General features: G+C 72.5%; 20 protein-coding genes. 5 read left to right on the top strand and 15 right to left on the bottom strand.

Annotated elements, in window-relative coordinates; all coding sequences use genetic code 11:
* Position 1: 1 nt before the first annotated feature.
* The 5 genes from BIU91_RS09960 to BIU91_RS09940 all read right to left on the bottom strand — a co-directional run bounded on the left by BIU91_RS09960 (position 2) and on the right by BIU91_RS09940 (position 4553).
* Entirely contained in the window at positions 2–652 is a 651-nt protein-coding gene (locus BIU91_RS09960; RefSeq protein WP_071405308.1) for a heme utilization protein, read from the bottom strand.
* A 168-nt stretch (positions 653–820) separates the two neighbouring features.
* Positions 821–1840, bottom strand: coding sequence for a LacI family DNA-binding transcriptional regulator (locus BIU91_RS09955; RefSeq protein ID WP_071405307.1), 1020 nt, complete (start codon positions 1838–1840; stop codon positions 821–823).
* A 138-nt stretch (positions 1841–1978) separates the two neighbouring features.
* Entirely contained in the window at positions 1979–3085 is a 1107-nt protein-coding gene (locus tag BIU91_RS09950) for a tyrosine-protein phosphatase (protein ID WP_071405306.1), read from the bottom strand.
* Between the two features lie 169 nt (positions 3086–3254).
* A complete protein-coding gene (locus BIU91_RS09945; RefSeq protein ID WP_071405305.1) occupies positions 3255–4088 on the bottom strand; it encodes a trypsin-like serine protease in 834 nt (277 codons plus the stop codon).
* A gap of 3 nt (positions 4089–4091) precedes the next feature.
* A complete protein-coding gene (locus tag BIU91_RS09940; RefSeq protein WP_071405304.1) occupies positions 4092–4553 on the bottom strand; it encodes a hypothetical protein in 462 nt (153 codons plus the stop codon).
* Positions 4554–4787: 234 nt separating this feature from the next.
* Between BIU91_RS09940 and BIU91_RS09935 the strand changes: the two genes are divergently transcribed.
* Positions 4788–5441, top strand: a complete 654-nt coding sequence (locus BIU91_RS09935) for a TetR family transcriptional regulator (protein ID WP_071405303.1) — start codon at positions 4788–4790, stop codon at positions 5439–5441.
* Between the two features lie 46 nt (positions 5442–5487).
* On the opposite strand, the gene BIU91_RS09930 is transcribed toward BIU91_RS09935, so the two are convergent.
* Positions 5488–6015, bottom strand: a complete 528-nt coding sequence (locus BIU91_RS09930; protein WP_071405302.1) for a hypothetical protein — start codon at positions 6013–6015, stop codon at positions 5488–5490.
* 131 nt (positions 6016–6146) lie between these two features.
* Positions 6147–6659: a hypothetical protein gene (locus BIU91_RS09925; RefSeq protein WP_071405301.1), complete on the bottom strand. Its 513-nt coding sequence runs from the start codon at positions 6657–6659 to the stop codon at positions 6147–6149.
* A gap of 133 nt (positions 6660–6792) precedes the next feature.
* Here BIU91_RS09925 and BIU91_RS09920 point away from each other — a divergent pair, with 133 nt between their 5' ends.
* Together BIU91_RS09920 and BIU91_RS09915 are read left to right on the top strand one after the other, a co-directional pair.
* Positions 6793–7164 carry a tRNA-dihydrouridine synthase gene (locus BIU91_RS09920; RefSeq protein WP_152377983.1) on the top strand — a complete coding sequence of 124 codons (372 nt, stop codon included), beginning with the start codon at positions 6793–6795 and terminating at the stop codon, positions 7162–7164.
* Positions 7164–8468 (top strand): glutathionylspermidine synthase family protein, encoded by a 1305-nt coding sequence (locus tag BIU91_RS09915; RefSeq protein WP_071405300.1) that lies wholly within the window; start codon positions 7164–7166, stop codon positions 8466–8468. Before BIU91_RS09920 ends, BIU91_RS09915 begins: the two co-directional genes overlap by 1 nt.
* A gap of 6 nt (positions 8469–8474) precedes the next feature.
* On the opposite strand, the gene arr is transcribed toward BIU91_RS09915, so the two are convergent.
* The 5 genes from arr to BIU91_RS09890 form a co-directional block, all read right to left on the bottom strand.
* Positions 8475–8897 (bottom strand): NAD(+)--rifampin ADP-ribosyltransferase, encoded by a 423-nt coding sequence (arr, locus tag BIU91_RS09910; protein WP_071244431.1) that lies wholly within the window; start codon positions 8895–8897, stop codon positions 8475–8477.
* Positions 8898–8917: 20 nt separating this feature from the next.
* The gene (locus BIU91_RS09905) at positions 8918–9310 is read right to left on the bottom strand and encodes a hypothetical protein (protein ID WP_084741034.1); all 393 of its coding nucleotides are present in this window, start codon (positions 9308–9310) and stop codon (positions 8918–8920) included.
* On the bottom strand, positions 9307–9879 hold the full coding sequence (locus tag BIU91_RS09900; protein WP_071405299.1) for a TetR-like C-terminal domain-containing protein: 573 nt from the start codon (positions 9877–9879) through the stop codon (positions 9307–9309). The genes BIU91_RS09905 and BIU91_RS09900 overlap by 4 nt, the downstream gene beginning before the upstream one ends.
* On the bottom strand, positions 9872–10720 hold the full coding sequence (locus BIU91_RS09895) for an alpha/beta hydrolase (protein ID WP_071405298.1): 849 nt from the start codon (positions 10718–10720) through the stop codon (positions 9872–9874). The genes BIU91_RS09900 and BIU91_RS09895 overlap by 8 nt, the downstream gene beginning before the upstream one ends.
* A 73-nt stretch (positions 10721–10793) precedes the next feature.
* Complete coding sequence (locus BIU91_RS09890; RefSeq protein ID WP_071405371.1) at positions 10794–11636, bottom strand: SDR family NAD(P)-dependent oxidoreductase; 843 nt, start codon at positions 11634–11636, stop codon at positions 10794–10796.
* A gap of 124 nt (positions 11637–11760) precedes the next feature.
* Here BIU91_RS09890 and BIU91_RS09885 point away from each other — a divergent pair, with 124 nt between their 5' ends.
* Complete coding sequence (locus tag BIU91_RS09885) at positions 11761–12960, top strand: MFS transporter (RefSeq protein ID WP_071405297.1); 1200 nt, start codon at positions 11761–11763, stop codon at positions 12958–12960.
* Positions 12961–13000: 40 nt separating this feature from the next.
* Complete coding sequence (locus tag BIU91_RS09880; protein WP_071405296.1) at positions 13001–13576, top strand: GrpB family protein; 576 nt, start codon at positions 13001–13003, stop codon at positions 13574–13576.
* Positions 13577–13600: 24 nt separating this feature from the next.
* Here BIU91_RS09880 and BIU91_RS09875 read toward each other — a convergent pair whose 3' ends face one another.
* From BIU91_RS09875 to chrA, 3 genes are all read right to left on the bottom strand, one after another.
* Positions 13601–14551 (bottom strand): nuclear transport factor 2 family protein, encoded by a 951-nt coding sequence (locus tag BIU91_RS09875; protein ID WP_071405295.1) that lies wholly within the window; start codon positions 14549–14551, stop codon positions 13601–13603.
* Between the two features lie 229 nt (positions 14552–14780).
* Positions 14781–15176: an arsenate reductase ArsC gene (locus BIU91_RS09870; RefSeq protein WP_071405294.1), complete on the bottom strand. Its 396-nt coding sequence runs from the start codon at positions 15174–15176 to the stop codon at positions 14781–14783.
* Between the two features lie 14 nt (positions 15177–15190).
* A complete protein-coding gene (gene chrA / locus BIU91_RS09865; protein ID WP_071405293.1) occupies positions 15191–16411 on the bottom strand; it encodes a chromate efflux transporter in 1221 nt (406 codons plus the stop codon).
* Positions 16412–16456: the final 45 nt, after the last annotated feature.

The following is a 16456-nucleotide window of genomic DNA, read 5'->3' as shown; positions in this document are numbered from 1 at the left end:
GTCAGGCGAGCTTCCAGGTGTGGACGTGCTCCCACGTCATCGTCTGCCACCAGCGACCGGACCAGTCCGGGCTCGCGGTCCGGTAGAGCACGACGGTGTCGCCGCGGAACCCGGTCGGCACGTCGACGTCGAGCTCGCGGATGAACGCACCGACCTCGTCGTGCAGGTCCGGCCGGCCGTACAGGTCGTGCGAGGCGAGGGAGAGGTGCGCGCGGTACTGCTCCGGGTCGTAGTCGTTCGCCAACGGGACCTGCATCGGCTGCCGGAACGGTGCGACCACGGCCTCGATGTCGGCGGCGAGCCGGACGAAGTCGTCGTTGTGCGAGCCGTCCGGTCGGGTCGCGACGTCGTAGACGAACCCGATGCCCTGTTCACGGACGCCGGCGTTGTGGACGTCGAACGCCGGTCGGCCGTCGAGCAGCACCGTGACGGCCGCGACGACCTGGTCCTCGTGGCTGCCGAACGGCTGGCTGCCGACGAGCGTGGCGTGCGGCGGGAAGGCGCCGGCCGACAGCAGGCCGTACTGCGCCCGGAGCTGGTCGGTGACGACCGTGACGGCCCGGCAGGTGCGGGCGTCCGGGCGCAGGTAGATGCCGTGGCGGTACGGGTCGCTCGGGTCGCGCGGCAGCTTGGCGGTGACGTTCTGGGGCATGGGTCCGTCCGTGGTCGGTCGATGGGGAACGTTCCCGATGGTCGGGAACGTTCCCCATGATCGACCGGACGGGTCCGGATCTCACCCGTCGGTCCGTGACGGAACGGTGAACGATGGGTGTCGGCGGCGCGGGGCCGGCCGTTCTCGTCCGTCCGTGCCGCCCGGCGCTCAGACGCGGGCGGCGGTCCGGCCCGGTACCAGGATGCCGTCGACCGCGTTGTGGGTCACGCCTGTCGAGCGGCCGTCGATCTGGTCGACCACGTCGTCGACGGACAGACGACCGATCAGGCTGAGCGGCTGTCGCCACGAGGTGATGCCGAGCAGCTCGGTGGCGAGTGGGGCGACCCCGTCGTAGCCCGTGACCGACAGGTCGTCCGGTGCACGGAGGCCGCGGCGGCGCATCGACTCGAGCACACCGACGGCCCAGCGGTCGCTCGGTGCCATGATCGCCGTCACGCCGCCGGCCCGCAGGACCTGCTCGAGGAACGAGTCGAGGTCCTCGGGGTCTGCTCCGTGGTCCTCGGAGCGGATACGGAGCACGTCGGCGCCGCGCGCACGGAGCCGACGCACCATCGCGTCGGTGCGTGCCGACTGCGTCAGTGACCCGGACGGTGTGACCGTCAGCACGGCGACGCGTCGGTGTCCGAGGTCGGCGACGTGGTCGGCGAGCCCGCGTCCGCCGCCGCGCTCGTCGCAGTACGCGCTGCTCACCGCATCGTTCGTCTCGGGGCGCCCGGAGACCACGGTCGGGATGCGTCGGGCGAACGGCAGGACGTCGGCGATCGGCAGGGCGCCGCTGCAGACGATGAGCCCCTCGACGCGCAGGGAGACCAGGGTCTCCAACGCCCGGCGTTCCTCGCTGACCGGGAACGACCCTGCACCGGTGGCGGTGACGACGCGGTACCCGCGCGCCGCGGCCTGCAGCTGGAACGCGGTCAGCAGGTGCCCGTAGAACGGGGTGGAGGCATCGCGGACGAACACCCCGAGCGTGTGCGTGCGGTGTGCCGACATGCCCCGGGCGTTCGCGTTCGCGACGTAGCCGAGGTCGAGCGCCGCCCGCTTGACCCGCTCGGTCGTCGACGGAGCCACGCCGTACGCGCCGGCGAGGGCGCGGGAGACGACCGACTTCGACACACCGGCCAGGGCGGCGACGTCGTGGATGGTCGGGACGGCGGGGTGTCCGGTCACCGCGGGCGCCGTTGTCTGGAGGACTGCACGACTGTCACGGTAGCCGGAGGGACGCCAGGGCCGGGCGACGGCGGTGGTGAACAGTTGGTCACGCCGACCGCCCGGCGCGGTGCGCGGGCGGTCGGTGTGGGGGCCGGCTCAGCGCTTCGTCGCCGGGCGCCGCACCGTCAGGCGGTACTCCTTCTTCGTGGTGCCGTCCTGGGCGGTGACCGTGATGCGTGCCGTCCGGCCGGACACGTGCACTGCGGCGACCGCGTTCGGGTTCGTGGTGTGCACGCGGACGTCGGCGGCCCGCAGGGTCCGGACCGGAGCGGTCACGGTCGCACCGTGCGACGAGGCAGCGGCGGGCAGGTGGACACGCACGCCGGCGACCGTGATCGAGGACACGGTGGGGTCGTTCGACACCAGGAAACGCTCCCGCAGGGCGGCAGCCTCGTGCTTGGTCACGCCGATCGTGTCGGTCAGGTACGAGCCCATGCCGCCGTACTCGGTCGCGATGTCCTGCTCGAAGGTGCCCTGCAGCAGCTGCGGGGTCGCCCAGGTCACCCCGAGCTGCGTGTTCGAGAGCAGGTAGTCGTGCAGGATGTCCGCGCTGTCGACGCCGAGGACCCGGTCGAGCAGGTCCACGACGGTGCCGGTGCGGTCCATGCCGTGCGAGCAGTGGATCAGGACCGTGCCGCTGGTGTGCGTGGCGAGGATCCGGAGCACCCGGCGGTACGCGGTGATCATCGACCCGGGTGTCGCCTGGTCGACCCGGCCCTTGTCGACCAGGTCGTGGTACATCGCGGTGTCGTCGCTGTAGTCGCCGTCCGCGCCGAACATGGAGATGTCGACGTGGCGCGCACCCGGGATCGCGACGTCCGGCTTCGCGGCGATCTGGGACGGGGTGCGCAGGTCGACGACGAGGTCGACGTGGTACTCGTCGGCCAGGGTCGTGGCCCCGGCGGCGGTGATCTTGTCGAGAGACTCGGAGCGGATCAGGCGCGGGGCGTTCACGGTCTGCCCCGACCGTCCGTGGACCGCGGCGAGTTCACGGCCGTTGACCACCCCGGGGACGTCGGTGATCGGGTGGTCGGCGGCGGTGAGCGCCGGTTGCAGGGCGTCGTCGGCGTGGGCTGCGGTGACGGAGAACGCGGCGGAGGCGACGACGGCCAGGCCGGCGAGGGCGGTCGCTGCGACGCGGGTGGTGCGCGGGGAGCGGGTGAGTGGGGAGTGGGTGAGTGGGGAGCGGCGGAGCGGGGACACGGGGCAACCTCGATCTGATCAGGACCCGGGGGTCGTGGGGAGCCGGACGTGGTGGCGTCCGGCTCCCCGAAGGATCGCGGCGCGGGTCGTCGGCGGTGTGGCGCCGAGGTGGCCGGGGCGTGTCCGGGTCATGAGGCAGCGCTCAGTCGCCCACCCAGCGGCCAGCGGCTCAGGACGCCGGGGCCAGCCGGTACCGGAACAGCTCGCTGAGGACCTGCCGGGCGGGCGTGTAGAGCAGCACCGTCGTGCGTATTCTGCCCGCCGCGCCCGTCGCCGCCCTCGTCGTGCTGCTCGAGATGATCCCGTACAGCCGGTTCCCGGAGCTGACCACCGGTCCGCCCGAGTCGCCTGCTGCGATGGGCACGTCCGAGTCGGTGCTGGCAGCCGCGAGGTGGCGGGGACCGGACGGCGTCGCGGCCGGGACGCCGGTGGGTGTCCACGCGCACAGCACGCCGCTCACCGCGCCGCTGGTGCAGAAGGAGTCCGCGTCCGGCCGACCCGTGCCGCGGACGGCGGCGCGTGCCACGACCCCGTCGACCCGGTTGAACACACGACCCGATGCCCGGGGCGTCCACGTTGCGACGGACGGGTCGCACGACCCGGTCGCCGCCCGGGCCCGGGTGCACGCCAGGGGCGGGACGACGGCGAGTTCGAGGTCCGACTCCGCGGACTGCCAGACCACGTTGCCGACGGTCGCGCCGGCGAGCTGCACGGGTGCCTGCAGCGGCGCGCAGTGCTTCGCGAGCACCACCCACCGGGTCGCTCGCTGGTACTGCTTCAGCTGACTCCGGAACCCTTTGGCGGCCAGCACGGCACCGACCGTGCAGGTGCCGCCGGGGACCCCGACCTCGGTGCCGGCGATGATCGGCGCTGCGACCCGGTCGGGGTCGCTCGTGGCGGCCGAGGCCGACGGAGCCCAGGTGAGGGTGGCCCCGACGACGGCAGCCAGGGACACGGCGACGGCCAGGGTGCGGACGAGCGCCGGTTGCGCGTGGCGGGTCACGGGTCAGCCGAGCGTGCGGGTGCCGTTGACGCGTCCGATCACCGACAGGGTGTCCGGGTCGCCGAGACGGGCGTGCCAGTGCAGCGTCGTGGTGCCGCGCGGCAGGTCCGGGAACGCGGCGGTGAAGCGGTAGTGGCCGCTGGCGCTGACGACGTCGTCCCCCGAGGTGACCTCGGCGATGTGCTTGTTGAACAGGCCGCGCGGCTTGCCCGGTGCGTCGTAGTAGACGATGACCAGGGCGCCGGGCTTCCCGGTCCCGGCGAAGGTGATGCCGGTGAAGCTCTTCCGGTCGGGCCCGCCGTGGGTCTTCGCGGTGAACGCCACGGCCGTAGCCCGGGTCGAGGTGTGTGTGGCGTGCGCCGTGTGGGAGATCGTGGCGGCTCCGGCCTGCGCGGGGACCAGGACGCCGGCGGCGAGCGCACCGCCGAGGGTGACGCAGGTCGCGAGCACGGTCAGTCGGCGCACCGATGGGGAGCGGCGGGTGGACGGGGTCGAACGCAGGGGGACTCCTCGGTTCGTGGGGGTACGGGCCGGTACGGGCCGGGGTGGCCCGGTGTGCGTGAACGCTAACAATGCCCCAGACGATCGTCTAGCGAAATGCTGAAGCTGAGGAGATCAGAGGCATTGCGCCCGGCGTGACCGCTGACGACTCTTGGTCAGACGTTCGTATGATGAACCAAGACCAGACCGAGGAGTGCGATGAACCAGCGGCAGCAGGCGAAGACCCGGACCCGCGAGCAGATCATCGAGGCTGCGGCGGCGGAGTTCGCGAGCCACGGCTACGCGGGGACCTCGTTCGCGCGGGTCGCCGCCGCGATGGACCGGCCGAAGTCGGCGATCGGCTACCACGTGTTCTCGTCCAAGCACGAGCTCGCCTTTGCAGTCATCGAACGGCAGCAGGTGCGCTGGGCGGCGATCGACTCGCGCATCAGCCAGCCCGCGGGGCTCGAGCACCTGCTCGTCATGCTGACGTCCGCCTGTTCGGACGCGATGCGGTGCTCGGTGGCGGCCGGGGCCATCCGGCTGAGTCACGAGCTCCGTGGTGCGGGGGAAGTGATTCCACGGGTCTTCACGTGGGACGACTACGTCCGTCGGCACCTGTCGGCTTCGAGCGGTGGCACCGGACCGGCCACCGACCCCGAGTGGGCACGTGCGGCGGACCTCGTGCTGACGTCGACCTTCGGGGTGATGTGGGCCCGGACGAGCGCCCGGCTGACGCGGGACACCGAGGGGCAGCTCCGGGACCTGTGGGCGGCGCTGTTCACCGGGCTCGGTCTGCCGGGTGTGCACGCGCTGCTCGAGCAGGTGGAGCCCGTGCGCGTGGGCGGTCATCCGGCCGAGGCCGAGGGCTGACCCCGGCGGGCGTGACATCCCTGCCGTCCCGCCGGGGTGCCGTGCCCTACTTCTTCTGCTCGGAGCCGTCCGGGTTCACGACGTACCAGACACCCTTGTCGCCCTGACCCGTCACGTCACCGGCCTTCTTGTCCCCGATGAAGGTGTAGATCGGTCGGCCGTCGATCGTGATCTGCCGTCCGCCGTCCACGCCCGTGATGGTGCCGACCTTGCCGGTGATGCCGGACACCTTCGGTGTCGCCGTCGTGGCCTCGATCGCGGGCCACGCGGTCGCGCAGCCACCGGTGCAGGTGCTCTTGCCGGAGTCCTTGACGTCGGTGTCGAAGTAGTAGGCGGTCATGCCCTTGCCGTCGACGACGACCTTGCCGAGTGTCGTCGCGGCGACGGTCACGTCGACCGACGGTGACGAGTCGGTCGTCGCGGGAGCGTCGCCCTGCGCGGCCGGGGACGGCGAGGGTGAGGGTGCTGCGGATCCGGCCGTGGAGCAGCCGGCGAGGCCGAGGGTCAGGAGCAGCGCGGCCCCGAGTGCGATGGACGCGGGTCGGGATGACGGGGTGCGGTGGGGTGTCGACACGGGGGCTCCTCGAGGTCAGGTCTCGCCGCTGACTGCTGGCCAGACGTTCGTCTAGCGAACGTAACCGCAGGACGGGACGGGAGCCAGCACCCTGCGCGCCCTCTCATCGAGCGGGGCCACGGAGCTGGGTGTCAGGGGGCCGTCTGCTCGACGAGGTGGACGCCCTCGACGCGGCCGATGACGTCGAGTGACTCCGGGTCGATCAGGCGGGCGCTCCAGGACGCTCCGTCGGCGTCGCTGGGCAGATCGGGCAGCGCCGCCGTGAAGGCGAACCGGCCGGTCGAGCCGACGGTGCTGCTGCCCGGTTCGACCTCCGCGACGCGCTCGTTCCCGGAGTCGCCCCCGGGGCTGCCGTAGTGGACGACGACGACGGCACCGGGGGTTCCCAGTCCGGCGAACCGCACCCTGACGACTCCGCTGGTGCCGACCGTCCGTGGTGGGCGGACTGCGAACCGGTGCGCGCCGCTCGTCACTGGCGGTGCCCCGAGTGCGGCGCCGAGTGCGCCGGATGCGCCGAGGCCGATCGTCTCGGGACCCGGCGTGGTCGGTGACGGCGCGGGCAGGGCGAGGGCGACGGCGAGCGCGGCGATCCCCACGGCGAGGATGATCGGAGACGCCCGGACCCGATCGGTGCTCCGCGGCATGGTCGGCCCCTTCGTGGACGGTGTGCGGCAGGCGCCGCCACCGCACACGCTACCGGTTCGCCAGACGATCGTCTGCGCTGGCCGAGGTGCCGACGCGGACACTGGTCCCCGGTGAGCGGTACTGTTCCCCTTCGTGAGTGTTCGTCGCCGTGCTTCCCGTGTCGTCTCCATCGGGGTGGTCGCAGCCCTGGCAGCGTCGTTGACCGGGTGTGGCGAGGGGGCCGGCGTCGACAGCGACTACGCGAAGATCTGCCGCGACAACGCGACCGAGAAGCGGTTGCCGGACGACGACTGCAACAACCACGGCGGGCACGCCGGCTGGTACTTCCTGCCGCTCTTCGCCAACCGTGCCACGAGGGTCCCCGGCGTGGGGGACGCGGTCTCCGGCGGCACGAGCGCCCTGCCCGCCGGGAAGACCGCGAAGGCCGGCGTCTCGTCCCGTGGGAGCTCCGTCACCAAGGGCGGCTTCGGCGGAGCCGGCGGTCACGGTGGGTTCGGCGGCTGATGGAGCGCACCGAGTTCCCCGAGCGTCCGGACTGGCGGCGCCGGATCCAGCAGACCGGGTTGATCTACTCGCGGTCCGTCCGCGACGACGGCACGCCCGTCGAGTACTGGAACGACACCGCCGCGTACGTCTTCACGCTGCCGGAGGTCGAGGCGCTCGAGCGGCAGACCGAGGAACTGCACCGGATGTGCCTCGAAGCCGCCCGGTACCTCGCCACCGGTGCCCTCGGCACGCTGGGCCTGACGCGAGCCGGGTTCGACCTCGCCTCGTGGTCGCTCGAGCACGATGAGCCCGACCTGTACGCGCGGTTCGACCTGGCCTACGCCGGAGACGGTTCACCCGCCAAGATGCTCGAGTACAACGGGGACACCCCGACCGGGTTGATCGAGGCATCGGTCACGCAGTGGCACTGGATGCAGGACCGGCTCACCACCGGCGAACTGTCCGCCGAGACTGACCAGTGGAACGGCATCCACGAGGCGATGGTGGCGCGCTGGCGGACACTGCTGCACGAGTCCCTGCGCGCCGAGGACGGTGGGCGACTGTTCGTGGCGCACTCCGACCTCGACACGGCGGGCGAGGACTGGGACACGGTGGCCTACATGCGCGACCTGGCGGGGGAGGCCGGGTGGGAGCACACCGGCATCGAGATGAAGGACATCGGCTGGCACGCGACGGCCCGCCAGTTCGTCGGCGACCAGGAGCCGGTCGGTTCGTCGCGCAGCGTGTTCACGCTGCCCGGGGACGATCCAGGGACCCAGTACCCGGTGATCCGCAACCTCTTCAAGCTGTACCCGTGGGAGGACCTCGTCTCCGGGGACGACCGGGCGCAGGGCGACGAGGAGTTCGGCGCCTTCCTGGTCAGCGACCGCGGGAGGCTCGGCCGCTGGTACGAGCCGGCGTGGAAGATGTTCCTGTCGAACAAGCTGCTGCTCGTCGCGCTCTGGCGCTTGTTCCCGGGCCACCCGAACCTGCTGCCGGCCTTCGCGGACGGTCCGGACGGCATGCGCGACTTCGTCGTGAAGCCCGTGTTCGGGCGCGAGGGCGACGGCATCGCGGTGCACCGAGCCGACGGTTCGGTCACGACGAACGGTCGCGAGTACCGGCGCCCCGGTACCGGGGCCGAACGGGTGTGGCAGCACTACCACGAGCTCCCGGACTTCCCGGGGTCGAACGGGCACAACCACCCGGTCCTCGGGTCGTGGGTCGTGGGCGGCGAGTCCTTCGGGGTCGGCATCCGCGAGTCCGACGGGCCGATCACGGACTACTGGTGCCGGTTCGCCCCGAACATCATCGCGGCCTGACGTCGGTCAGTTGACGATCTCGCCGCGTTCCTCGGGCGGGAGCGCGACGAGCCGTTCCCGCCACTGGCGCAACGCCTCCGGGGTGAGCCGTGTCCACCCGGTCTCCTCGCCGACCACGCGGAGCGGGAGGGCACTGCGGTACGACCGGGTCGGGTTGCCGGGGAACTTCTTGTCGGTCACGTTCGGGTCGTCCTCGAAGGGACCGGTCGGCTCGACGCGGTACACACGCGGCTCGCGGTCGCCGGGCACGAGCTCGGCCGCGAGTTCGGCCGCGAGCCCTGCTCCGTCGCGGGTCGCCGTGAAGTAGACGTGGTTCATCACGACGTCGGGGCGGTAGTTCGAGCGGAAGCCGGGGGAGAGGAACTCGCCGGGCCGCAGGGCTGCCACTGTGCCGTGCCAGAACGGACCGGTCTCGTCTGCTGCTGCCATGGCGTCAGCCTACGAACGGCTCAGCGCCCGCGTCCGACCAGCGCGCGCCACCGCGGCTGTTCCGAGACGACGACGGCGACGCACAGGGCGGTGACGACGATCGCGACCGCCGTCGGCCACAGGACCCAGGCTGCAGCGACCGCCCCCACGAGGTGCGCGAGGACCGACGCGATGGTGACCGCTCCCGGTGCCGCGACCGGCGGGTCACCGCCGGGGCGGTCACCAGGGGTCCCGAACACCGCCGGCGGCACGACGAGGACCAGGACGGCGGCGATCGCGAGCACCGGCGAGTGGGGCCAGAGCGCCCAGGGAACGGCCACCCACGCGACGAGCTCCGCCAGGAACCGTAGGCCGCCACGGAGCGGGTCGTGACCGACGGGCCTCGACGGACGCGCCGCCGTGGACACGGTCACCGTGTCGTTGCGGCACGGAAGCCGCGATCCAGGAAGTCGACCATCCACGCGGCACTCGCATCGACGTCCGTGTCCATCTGGAACCCGCCGGACGCCTCGATCGTGGCGAACCCGTGCAGGACGCTGCGGAGCACCCGGAGCGCGTGGACCTCGTCGGCCGGGTCGAGCGGGTAGTCGCGGAGCGCCGCGGCGAAGGACGCCAGGGTGCGACCGAGTGCGACCGCCAGGGGGTCATCGGCACCGGTCGGCCGGACGCCGACGGCTGCCTGGTACCGCGCCGGGTGTTCCCGGACGCTCCGGCGCACGGTCTGCACCGCCGCCTCGAGCGCACTCCGACCGCTGCGGCCCTGCATGGCGTCGCGGAGTGCGTCACCGAGCTCGTTCGCGCCGAGGATCGCGATCCTGCGGGTGAGGTCGCCGAGTCCGTCGACGTGCTTGTACAGCGACGGTGCCTTCACCCCGAGGCGGTCGGCGACGACGCTCATGCTCAGCTGGGCGAGGCCGATCTCGTCGGCCAGCGTCGCCGCGGTCTCGGTGACGGTCGCCGGGTCGAGCCCCGCCCTAGGCAACGGGACCTGCTGCGGGCAGCGTGCGGGCGAGGAACGGCAGCAGCAGGGCGAGGAGCGCCGCCGGCGTCTCGGTGTGGGGGTAGTGACCGGCGCCGTCGATCACGGCGAGTTCGCCGAGGCCGTCCGGCAGGTCGGCGAGGATCCGCTCGCCCTCGGCGCGGGGCACGGCCCAGTCCGGATCGGCGCTGCCCTCGACGACCAGCACGGGGCACCGGACGGCACCCAGCTGCTCGCCGGCGTCGGCGGGCGACGTGCGGGTCATGGCGCGGAGGGCCGCCATCCGCTCCGGTCGCCGCAGGGTCGTCTCGATGCGGTTGCGTTCCGTCGCCCAGTCGGCGGGCTTGGCGGGGACCGCGATGTCGAGGTACGCGAGCCAGCCGGGCAGGCTGCCGCTCGTCATGACCCGCGCGAGCTGGACGGTGCCGGCGCGGTGTCGGCGGTTGCGCAGGAGTCCGCCCAGGTCGACGGACTGTTTGCGCGTGAACGGCGCCAGTTCGACGATGCCCGCGACCAGGTCCGGTGCGGTGGCTGCGGCGATGGTCGCCGCGCCCCCGCTGATGGACTGCCCGACGACCACGGCCGGGCCACCGAGGTGGCGGGCCACGGCGACGAGGTCACGTGCGATGTCGGTGCGCTGGTAGCCGGCCCACCCGGTGCTCGAGTCGCCGCAGCCGCGGAGGTCGACGTTCGCCACCCGGTAGCCGGCCGCGACGAGCTCCGGTACGACGAAACGGTAGGCGTGCCGGCTGTCGCCCATGCCGTGGGCGAGGACCACGAGCGGGCCTGTTCCGGAGAGGTCGTAGGCGATCGTGCCGCCCTCGGTGTCCAGGTGTTCGAGCATGACGTGGCTCCTTCGGCTACGGGTAGTAACTCAGAGGCTAATACCCATAGCCAGAGTTGGCAAGGGGCAGTCGTCACGCATCCAGGTCGAGCGTCGTCGACAGCTCGGGGAACGCCTGCGCCTGGTCGACGAGCTGCTGTCCCTTCTGCACGATCCCCGCCACGCTGTCCGCGCCGGCGGCGAACCGCAGCGGCGGCTCGGGCATCGCGATCAGCGTCAGCAGCACCTGCGCGAGCTTCGCGGGGTCGCCGGACTGGTTGCCCCGCATGCCGCGGAAGAACTCCTTCGACCCGGCCGAGAGCGGGGCGTAGTCGTCGATCGCGACGTCGCCCCAGAAGGTCGAGTCGCCCTCGGCCAGCAGGTCGGTGCGGAAGAAGCCGGGCTCGACCACGGTGGTGTGGATGCCGAAGGGCGCCACCTCGTCGTGCAGGGCCTCCATCCAGCCCTCGAGCGCGAACTTCGACGCCGAGTAGGCGCTCCCACCGGCGCCGGCGACGATGCCAGCGGTGGAGCTGATGCTGATGACGTGCCCGGAGCGCTGCCGTCGCATGACCGGGAGCACGGCACGCGTCACCGCGAGCGCGCCGAAGAAGTTCGTCTCCATCTGCGCGCGGAACTGCTCGGCCGAGATCTCCTCGAAGTACCCGGCCTGGAAGCTCCCGGCGTTGTTCACCAGGACGTCGACGCCGCCGAAGTGGTCGGTCGCGGCGTCGACTGCGGCTCGGACCGACTCGGGGTCGGTCACGTCGAGCGCGACGGTGAGCAGGCGCTCGTGGTCGCCGAGGACGGCGCGGACCCGCTCGGGGTCGCGTCCGGTCGCCACGACCCGGTGCCCGGCGTCGAGGGCGGCCCGGGCGAAGTCGGTGCCCATCCCGCGGCTCGTGCCGGTGATGAGGAAGGTGCTGGTTCCGGTCATGGTGTTCCCTTCGTTCGTGGACACCACCATCGAAGCCTCACCGCCATCCGCCCAGTGAGGCTCCGGCGAAACGGGGTCCAGCCGAACCTCCCTGTCCGCCGGACCATGCCCCTACCGTCGGTCCGTGACCACGACGACCTCCGACCTCCCCACGACCGACCGGGCGACCGACGGCCGACTGCCCTGGTTCCCGCTCGCCCTGCTCGCCGCGATCGGGTTCCTCCTCGTCGCCATGGAGACGATGCCGGCCGGGCTGCTGCCCGCGATCGCCGACGGGATGGACACGAGCGAGGGCACGGTCGGCCTGTTCGTCAGCGCGTACGCGATGGGCACGGTCATCGCCACGGTCCCGGCGATCGCCCTGACCCGCGGGTTCCGCCGCAAGCCGCTCATCGTGGCCGCCATCGCCGTGCTCCTCGTCGCGAACACCCTGACCGCGTTCGCGCCGAACGTCGCGGTCGCGCTGGTCACCCGGTTCGTCGCCGGCGCGATGTCGGGGACGATCTGGGGCATGTTCGCCACCTACGCCCGGCGGATCAGCCCGGCCCGCTCCGCCGGGGTGTCGCTCGCGATCGTCTCGACGGGCGCGCCGGTGGGGTTCGCGCTGGGCACCCCGCTCGGGTCCTTCATCGGCAACGCCCTGGGCTGGCGGTCGTCGTTCATCGGGCTGAGCCTGATCGGCGTGGTGGTCCTGGCGCTGATCGCGCTGTTCGTGCCGGACGCCCCGGGGCAGACGAGCGCCGCGAAGCTGTCCGTCGTGCAGGTGTTCCGGATCCGCGGCATCGCGGTCATCCTCGCGGTGATCGCGACGTGGATGGTGGCGCACAACACGATCTACACGTACATCTCGCCGTACCTGCGGGCGACCGGTACCGACCTGAGCGCCGGGCTGGTGCTGCTGGTCTACGGGATCGCCGCGATCCTCGGCGTCGTCGTGACGGGCGCGCTGCTCGACCGGCACCCCCGACCCCTGCTGCACGGCAGCGTCGGCCTGTTCGTCCTGGCGGGCGTGGTGCTGCTCGTCGGGCACGCGTCGCCGGTCGCGGTCCTGGTGGCCGCGGGCCTGTGGGGCATCGGCTTCGGCGGGTCCTCCACGCAGCTGCAGGCCGCCCTGACGACCGCCGGCGGCGAGGACGCCGACGTCGCGAGCGCGTTCCTGCCGGTCGCGTTCAACATCGCGATCTTCGCGGCCGGCCTGTTCGGTGCCGCCCTGCTGACGGCCTTCAACGGGCTGGTGCTCGCCGTGGTGATGATCGTGTTCGGGGCGGTCGCGGCGCTCCTCACCGTCATCGGCCGCGGATCGGCGTTCCCCGCGAAGCTCTGACGCGACCGCGACCACGACCACGGGCTGCGATCATGTCCGGGTGCAGCACGACGAGGACCACCCCCGCCCGGACGTCACGACCGTCGAGATCATCGGCGGCCCGGAACCGGTCACAGTGACCCTGCACCCCGCCGACAGCGCGTGGGCTGCGGTCTTCGCCGACCACCGGCGACACATCCTGGAGGCCCTCCCCGGCTCCGGCACGGACGCTCCGGTCGTCGAGCACATCGGCTCCACGGCCGTCCCCGGCCTGGCAGCGAAACCCATCGTCGACATCGTGGTCGTCGTCGCCGACATCACCGCCGAGGCCACGTACCTCGACCAGCTCCTCGCCGCCGGGTACGAGCTGCGTGTCCGCGAACCGGGCCACCGCCTGGTCCGGACGCCGGCCCGTGACGTCCACGTGCACGTGTACGAGCGGGGCGCGCCAGCGGTCGACGAGTACCTGCTCCTCCGCGACCACCTGCGTGCCGACGCCGACGACCGCGCGCTGTACGAACGGACGAAGCGGGAGCTGCTCGACCGGAGCTGGGACGACATGAACGCCTACGCCGAGGCGAAGACAGCTGTCATCAGCGCGATCAAGGAGCGGGCGCGACAGAGCCGCGCGTCCTGAGACGTGCGGCTCCGGGGTCGAGCCTCAGCTCGTCGGGACGACGTCCCAGTGCTCGCGGATCAGGTTGTGGTCGACCCGGAACAGGTCGGCCGCGCCGAACGGTGCGTCGGCCTTCGCCCCGACCGGCTTCGAGAACGTCCACACCAGGTCACCGTCGGCGAGCGAGATGACGGACTCCTGCTTCGGCAGGCTCTGCGCGGCGCTGCCGGCGAAGAACTGCTTGAGCGCGGCCGTGCCGTTCGCGGCGACCGAGTTGTGCTGCAGGTACGCCGGGTCGAACTTCTCGTCGAGGACGGACACGTCGTGGTCGCGGAACAGCCGGTCGTACGCGGTCACGGCGAGCACCCGGTTGTGCTCCTCCTGCCGCTCGGTCAGGTGACGGTCACGCTTCGCGGCGGGGTACAGGTCGCTGAACATGCTGTTCGTGTTGCCGCTGGCCGGGGTCCCCGTCGGGACCGTCTGGCGGAGTGCCCACCACTCGCTGATGCGCCCGTCGCGCATGCGGAACAGGTCGACGGCGGCGTCACCGGTGCGTTCGTCCTTCGGCTTCGCGGTGATCTGCCAGTGCACGGCCACCAGGTCCGCGTCACCGGCGATGTGCTTGATCACGGCGTGGGCGCCGGGCACCCGGGACCGGTCGGCGGTGAACTCGGCGAGCAAGGCGGACGGACCCGAGGCGCTCGTCGCACCGTGCGCGACGGCACCGGTCGCGACGGCGGTCCGTGCAGCCGCACGGGCCTTCGCGGAAGCGGGGGACCGGAACGCGCACCGGAACAGGTGCCGGACCGTGGCATCGTTGCGCTGCTCGGCGCGACGGTCGAGCCGCGAGACCGCCGTGCCGCCCGAGGTCGTCCGCGCCGCACGGTCCACCGTGTGGTGCGAGGAGGTGGTGGTGTCGGAGGTGGAGGTGTGGAGGGGAGCCGCCACGGCCGGACCGGCCACGAGCGACACGGCGATGGCGACCGGAGCTGCCACCGCACACGCCTTGGCGATGATGGGGAGAAGTGATGTCGTCTGCACGGCAGAACGATGGAACCGGACCCTGGGGGCCCACGCGCGCCCTGGAGCCGCCACGCGCTGCGACCGTGACCGGCTTCTCAGTCCCGGTGCGCGCCTCCAGGGTGGCCTGTGCACGCGCTGCCAGGGTGACCCGCTCCCGCTGGTGATCGACGGCCCGGACCTGTGGGACGGCTCACGTCGCCGCTCAGGCGATCGCAAGCCCGGCGAGCAGGTCCTGCACCCGCGCGCGCACGTCGTCGCGGATCGGCCGGACGGCGTCCAGGTCGAGCCCGGCGGGGTCGGTGAGCTCCCAGTCCTCGTAGCGCTTGCCCGGGAACACCGGGCAGGCGTCCCCGCACCCCATCGTGATGACGACGTCCGCGGCGCGGACGGCATCGGTGCTGAGCAGCGCGGGCTGCTCGCTCCGGATGTCGATGCCCTCCTCGAGCATCGCCGCGACGACCACGGGGTTGAGCTGGTCGGCCGGTTCGGAGCCGGCACTCCGGACGTCGACGCGGCCACCCGCCAGGTGCTGCAGGAAGCCGGCGGCCATCTGGGAGCGGCCGGCGTTGTGGACGCAGACGAACAGGACGGTGGGCATGCAGAGTGCTCCGATCAGAGGACGACGGCGCCGAGCAGGCCGGCTCCGATGACGACGGCCCACGGGGGAGCGGACCAGCGGGTGAGGGCGGTGAAGGCGGCCACGGCGAGCGCCAGTGCGGGTGCCGAGCGGATGCCCTCGGTGAGGACCGGGTCCCAGAGCGCCGCGGCGAGGAGCCCGACGACCCCCGCGTTCACGCCGGCGAGCACGCGTCGGGCCCACGGCAGGTTGCGGAGCACGTGCCAGAACGGCAGCGCGCCGATGACCAGGAGCGCCGCCGGCAGGAAGATCGCGACGAGTGCCACCGCCGCGCCGAGGAGCCCGCTCGGACTGCCGTCGGCGACGGCGCCGAGGTAGGCGGCGAAGGTGAAGAGCGGCCCGGGCACGGCCTGTGCGGCGCCGTACCCGGCCAGGAAGTCCGCGTGGCCCACCAGGTGCGTGGCCACGGTCTGTGACTCGAGCAGCGGCAGGACGACGTGGCCGCCGCCGAAGACGAGCGAGCCCGCCTGCGCGAAGACCCCGAACAGGCGAACGGCCCCGGTGCCGCTCGCTGCGACGGGTGCCGCGACGAGCAGGGCGGCGAACGCGACGAGCGCCGACACGGCGACCCAGCGGGGGAGGCGCACGGCGATCTGGGAGCCGGCGTCCTCGGTGTCTCCGACGTCCTCGACCGGGCCGACCACCCGACCGAGCCACAGCACGCCGACCACACCGCACACCGCGATGACCGCGACCTGCGCCGCCGGGCCGGGGACGAGCAGCACCACGATCGCGGCGGCGGCCGCGATGGTCGCCCGACCGCGGTCCGGTGTGAGCGAGCGCGCCATGCCGAGCACCGCCTGCGCCACCACCCCGGCGGCGGCGGCCTGCAGCCCGAGCAGCCACCCGGCGCCGGCCAGGTCGGGCGTGCCGGAGACCAGCAGGGCGAACGCGACGAGCAGCACCGCGGACGGCAGGGTGAACCCGCACCACGCCGCGAGGAGCCCGAGCAGTCCGGCGCGCTGCAGCCCGAGGGCCATCCCGACCTGGCTCGACGCCGGTCCGGGCAGGAACTGGCACAGCGCGACGAGGTCGGCGTAGGCGTCGTCCCGCAGCCAGCGGCGACGCACCACGAAGGCTTCACGGAAGTACCCGAGGTGCGCGACCGGCCCGCCGAACGAGGTCAGCCCGAGCCGCAGGAACACCAGGAACACCGATCCCGCGGACGACCGCAGGGGCTCGGGGCTCGTCGTCACCCGCTCATCTTGACGACGGCAGATGGTTCAGTCAACATTGAACCG

This window comes from Curtobacterium sp. MMLR14_002 (genome assembly GCF_001864975.1).
GTDB classification, from domain to species: domain Bacteria; phylum Actinomycetota; class Actinomycetes; order Actinomycetales; family Microbacteriaceae; genus Curtobacterium; species Curtobacterium flaccumfaciens.
This window is presented reverse-complemented; position numbering and strand designations above follow the sequence as displayed.